At 63.6% G+C, this 4,710-nt stretch carries 6 protein-coding genes; 4 read left to right on the top strand and 2 right to left on the bottom strand.

The window, feature by feature from the left end; all coding sequences use genetic code 11:
• Both EN993_RS31735 and EN993_RS31730 read left to right on the top strand, forming a co-directional pair.
• On the top strand, positions 1-720 hold a 720-nt coding region (locus EN993_RS31735), incomplete at its 5' end, for an FAD-linked oxidase C-terminal domain-containing protein (protein WP_281040588.1).
• 185 nt (positions 721-905) lie between these two features.
• Positions 906-1,472 carry a DUF6101 family protein gene (locus EN993_RS31730; RefSeq protein ID WP_126068377.1) on the top strand — a complete coding sequence of 189 codons (567 nt, stop codon included), beginning with the start codon at positions 906-908 and terminating at the stop codon, positions 1,470-1,472.
• A 40-nt stretch (positions 1,473-1,512) separates the two neighbouring features.
• Here EN993_RS31730 and ubiA read toward each other — a convergent pair whose 3' ends face one another.
• On the bottom strand, positions 1,513-2,496 hold the full coding sequence (gene ubiA, locus EN993_RS31725) for a 4-hydroxybenzoate octaprenyltransferase (protein ID WP_164757938.1): 984 nt from the start codon (positions 2,494-2,496) through the stop codon (positions 1,513-1,515).
• 68 nt (positions 2,497-2,564) lie between these two features.
• Complete coding sequence (locus EN993_RS31720; RefSeq protein ID WP_127265733.1) at positions 2,565-3,476, bottom strand: LysR family transcriptional regulator; 912 nt, start codon at positions 3,474-3,476, stop codon at positions 2,565-2,567.
• Between the two features lie 89 nt (positions 3,477-3,565).
• Between EN993_RS31720 and EN993_RS31715 the strand changes: the two genes are divergently transcribed.
• Complete coding sequence (locus EN993_RS31715; RefSeq protein WP_109662192.1) at positions 3,566-4,387, top strand: phytanoyl-CoA dioxygenase family protein; 822 nt, start codon at positions 3,566-3,568, stop codon at positions 4,385-4,387.
• 158 nt (positions 4,388-4,545) lie between these two features.
• Positions 4,546-4,710, top strand: a 165-nt coding sequence (locus EN993_RS31710; RefSeq protein ID WP_281040589.1) for a phosphoribosylamine--glycine ligase N-terminal domain-containing protein, incomplete at its 3' end; no start/stop codon positions are given.

The raw sequence follows: 4,710 nt of genomic DNA, 5'->3' as shown, positions 1-4,710 counted from the left end.
CCTGAGGCCGCGCTTTCCCTGTTCAGCCTGGCCATGGACCGCGCCGGGGCCGCGCTGACCGCCTTCGAACTGATCGGCAAGCGGCCATATGATTTCACGCTGGCGCATGCACAGGGCGTGGTGCGGCCCTTGGTCGACGACTGGCCGTGGTATGTGCTGATGCAGATTTCGTCCGGCCGTTCATCGGAGGATTCGCGAGCGTTGATCGAGGACGTGCTCTCGGCCGGCCTCGAACATGAATTCGTCGGCGACGCCGTCATCGCCGCAAGCCTCGGGCAGGGGGATGCCTTCTGGAATTTCCGCGAGCTGCTGCCCGAGGCGCAAAAGCCGGAGGGTGCCTCGATCAAGCACGACATTTCGGTGCCTGTGGCAATGATCCCGCGCTTCATCGCAGAGGCCGCCGGCGCCGTGGCGTCGGTGAGTGCCGGCGCCCGCGTGGTCTGCTTCGGCCATATGGGCGACGGCAACCTCCACTATAACATCTCGCGGCCCGTCGATGGCGATGACGAGGCATTTCTCGCCCTCTATCATCCCATGAACAAGGCGGTGCACGACGTCGTGCGCAGCCTGCACGGTTCGATCTCGGCAGAGCATGGTATCGGCCAGTTGAAGCGCGACGAACTGATTGCCACCGCGCCGCCGATGGCGATCGATCTGATGCGAAGGGTAAAGGCGGCCTTCGACCCGGCCGGCATCATGAATCCGGGTAAGGTTATCTGATCCTTTCGACATCTTGTGGTTGGTGGGATTCCGATAACCATCCCTAAGATCAGCAAAATTTAACCGACTTTCTTAAGCGGGGCGGTAAGGAGCCCGCGCTACTGTCTCCATACAAACGAGGCTGGAAAAACCGGCCCGGAGAGAACCGGACACCGGCTCTCAGGAGACAGACAGGAAGGCACTCTATGAACACCGGACTGAAGCCAGTCTGGGCGGGACGCAACATGCGTCTCGACCCATTTCGCCTGCCGCAAGTGGTGAGCTACGCGACACGCGACGACTACGGCGATGTGACCTTTACCATCGACCAGCGTGGCGCCGTGATCCGCCGCCTGCTCGAGATGAGCGGCCTGCCGGCGATCATCGTTCTGCCCGCCAATGCGTTCCGCGGCGTTGCCGCCCGCGCCATGGAGGACCCTGACGGCAATGTCACGGTGACCCTGGAACTCCTGCACAACGACCCGATGCTGTCGGTGCCGTTGCTGGTCGCCGACGATCTCGACGATGTCGCCGCCGACTGGCGCGCGTGGGCCGACGCCTACCGTCTGCCGATGCTGCTGATCGAATCGGACGGCGTCGCCCGCACTCTGGAAGAATCGCTCGGCGCCGCCATCAAGACGCTGCCGCCGCAGGATCGCCGCAAGGGCCGTGTGTCCAACACCCGACGCCCGCGTTTTCTCGCTCGCCGCAGGGCCGGCGACCTCGGTCTCAGGCTGGTCATCGACGGCCAGGAGATCATCTCGCGCGAGTGAGCATGATCCCGAGAGGGAACATGCAGGAAAAGCGAAGCCGCTAAACCAGCGGCTTCAGTGCTACCCACACAGCGCCGCCGATCAGGCCCAGGAAGATCAGCCAGCCGACCTGGTTGTTCGATCTGAATAGACGCAGGCATTGGTCCGGGTTGTCGATATCCAACACGGCAATTTGCCTGGCCATATGGGCGCCGGCAGCGATCAGTCCTGCCAGTGCCACCACCGGAGCCTGCGCCGACGCGAAGGCGATGGCAAAACAGATCAGCGCGCCGCCATAGAGCCCTGCCAGCCACGATTTGGTGTTGTCGCCGAACAGGCGTGCCGTCGAGCGCACGCCGACAATGGCGTCGTCTTCCTTGTCCTGATGCGCGTAGATCGTGTCGTAGCCGATCACCCACAGGATCGAGCCGATATAGAGCATCACGGCAGGTCCATCGAGATCGCCGAACTCGACCGCCCATCCCATCAGCGCGCCCCAGGAAAAGGCAAGGCCAAGCACCAGTTGCGGCCAGTTGGTTATCCGCTTCATGAACGGATAGATGGCTATGATCGCCAGCGAGCAGATGCCGAGCAGCATGGCGAAGCTGTTGAACTGGATGAGCACCACGAGGCCGACCAGGGCCTGCAGGGCAATAAAAAACCATGCCCGCCGGCGCGTGGCCTTGCCGGACGGCAGCGGCCGCGAGCGCGTGCGCTCGACCTGATTGTCGATGTCCTCGTCGACGAGGTCGTTGTAGGTGCAGCCTGCGCCGCGCATGGCGATGGCGCCGGCCAGGAACAGCACGAGATACCAGGGCGCCGGCAGCAGCGAGAGCAGCGGGTCGCCGGGACGCGGATAGGCGCTCGCCGCAAGGGCAGCCGACCACCAGCAGGGCCACAGCAGCAACTGCCAGCCGATCGGCCTGTCCCACCGGGCGAGCTGCGCATAGGGCCATACCGAGCGCGGCAGCACGCGATAGACCCAGTGGCCGTTCGGCGCATCGGCGACACGGCCCTGGGCCGCTTTCGATTGGATAGGTTCCATGTCCATGGAGTGGCAGCAGCGGCGGAAACCGTCAAGCGGCAAGCGGAGAAGCGGCGACCGTCAGCCTTTCACGAGGCAAAGATGTCGCGGGTGGCGAACCAACCCTTGGCCACGTCGATGAAGGACAGCGCCGCATTCGACACACGCTGATGCGTGTCGTAGGTGAGCAAGATCCGCTGCATGGGCAGCGGATCCGACAGTGGCTTGCAGATGAGCGGCAGGCCGTCATAGCTCCGGTCACCGTGCGGGCGGGTATAGCTGACCGCGACGCCGAAGCCGTTGGCGACCATGGAGCGCTGCAGTTCGAACGAGCTTGTCGTCGTGTCGGCCACAGGCGAAAGGCCGCGGCTGCGAAACAGGTCGAGCATGTGCTGCCAGCTGTGCGGCTGGTCCGTGGTGATCAGCGGATAGGCGGCCAGATCGGCAAGGCTGACTGTTGGGCGGTCGGCCAGGGCATGGCCTGCCGGCAACAACGCATGCGGGCGAAGTTCGCGCAGCAGGATGCGGGCGAAATGCGTCGGCAGGCTGAGGTCATAGGTGAGGCCGAGATCGATGGCCGCATCGCCGAGCCGCCGCCCAAGCGTCTCGAAGGTTTCGTCGCGGACGACGACCTTGACGGCTGGATAGCGTTCGGAGAAGGCGCGCAGCAGGGCCGGCGCGAAGAACGGCGCCAGATCCTCGAAGCATCCTAGCACCAGTTCTCCGCTGACAGCCGATTTGCTTGAGCCCAGGCCGATGAGTTCCTCCGTTTCGGTGAGAACCTGTCTTGCCTTGGCCACGACGGCGCGGCCGAACGATGTCGGCGACACGCCGCTTCCCCGCTGGCGAACAAACAGTTTCTGGCCGAAATTCTTTTCGACGGCGTCAATGGCCACCGAGATCGACGGCTGCGAAACGTTCAGCACCTTGGCCGCGCCGGTGACGCTGCCATGACGCGCCACGGCGACCAGATAGCGCAACTGCGTGAGGGTCACATTCATAAGGAAACTCTATGTGCTGGATGGAAAGTTATTATTTTACTGAATGAATGAGGGTTGCGATAGTCGGTTCATTCCAAGAGGAGAACGCCATGGCTTCCCAAGCTGCCACCCACACTTCCAACGCCTCCATGATCGATGCGGGCACCATCGCCGACTATCAGCGTGACGGTGCTGTCTGCATTCGCGGCGCCTTCAAGGGCTGGGTCGACACGATTGCCGCCGGCATCGAGCGCAACATGCAGAACCGCAGCGAAACCGCGTCCGACATCGCCAACGGTCGCGGCAGTTTCTTCGACGACTATTGCAACTGGGAGCGCATCCCCGAATTCGTCGAGGTGGTGCGGAAATCACCGGTCGCCGAACTGGCGGCGGCGGTGATGCAGTCGCGCACCGCGCAGTTCTTCCACGATCATGTGCTGGTCAAGGAACCCGGCACGCAGAAGCCGACGCCCTGGCATCAGGACATTCCGTACTACTTCGTCGACGGCCAGCAGACCGTGAGCTTCTGGATCCCCATCGACCCGGTGAAGGAAGCGACGCTGCGCCTAATTGCCGGTTCGCACAAATGGGACAAGATGATCCTGCCGGTGCGCTGGCTCGACGACAGCAACTTCTATGCCGGCGAGGGCGACTATCTGCCTGTGCCCGATCCCGACAACGATCCGTCGCTGAAAGTGCTCGAGTGGGAAATGGAGCCGGGCGACGCCATTCTGTTCGATTTCAGGACCGCGCATGGCGCGCGTGGCAACCTGACCGCGGCGCGACGCCGGGCGCTGTCGCTGCGCTGGGTCGGTGACGATGCCCGCTATGTCGAGCGGCCGGGGCGTACCTCACCGCCCTATCACGGCCATGGCATGCAGCCGGGCGAGAGGCTGCGCGAGGACTGGTTTCCAGTGGTCTACCAGGGCTGAGCGGGAGCCAGAAAATGGGCGCCGGTATTCGGCGCCCATTTTCGGCCGGGGATAACGTTCCCGTGCGCAATTCGGCTCAAAACGCCCTGATGTCTTGACCCATCGTCCAGAGAGCAATAGCGGGTGCTCTAAGGGATAGTCGGCATCAAGAGGTGGCCATGAACGTTCTTCTTCTCGGCTCCGGCGGCCGCGAACATGCGCTCGCCTGGAAGATCGCCGCGTCGCCGCTGCTGACGAAGCTTTATGCGGCCCCCGGCAATCCGGGCATCGGCAGCGAGGCCGAACTGGTGAAGCTGGACATCGCCGATCACGCCGCCGTTGGC

The organism is Mesorhizobium sp. M7D.F.Ca.US.004.01.2.1 (assembly GCF_003997785.1).
In the GTDB taxonomy this organism is placed as follows: Bacteria; Pseudomonadota; Alphaproteobacteria; order Rhizobiales; family Rhizobiaceae; genus Mesorhizobium; species Mesorhizobium loti.
The sequence above is the reverse complement of the archived record's forward strand: the minus strand, read 5'-3'. Positions and strand labels throughout refer to the sequence as shown.

Bases quoted from the DNA above. Each gene is read 5' to 3' on its own strand.
- EN993_RS31730 (WP_126068377.1), top strand. From the start codon at position 906: ATGAACACCGGACTGAAGCCAGTCTGGGCGGGACGCAACATGCGTCTC.
- ubiA (WP_164757938.1), bottom strand. From the start codon at position 2,496: ATGGAACCTATCCAATCGAAAGCGGCCCAGGGCCGTGTCGCCGATGCG.
- EN993_RS31720 (WP_127265733.1), bottom strand. From the start codon at position 3,476: ATGAATGTGACCCTCACGCAGTTGCGCTATCTGGTCGCCGTGGCGCGT.
- EN993_RS31715 (WP_109662192.1), top strand. From the start codon at position 3,566: ATGGCTTCCCAAGCTGCCACCCACACTTCCAACGCCTCCATGATCGAT.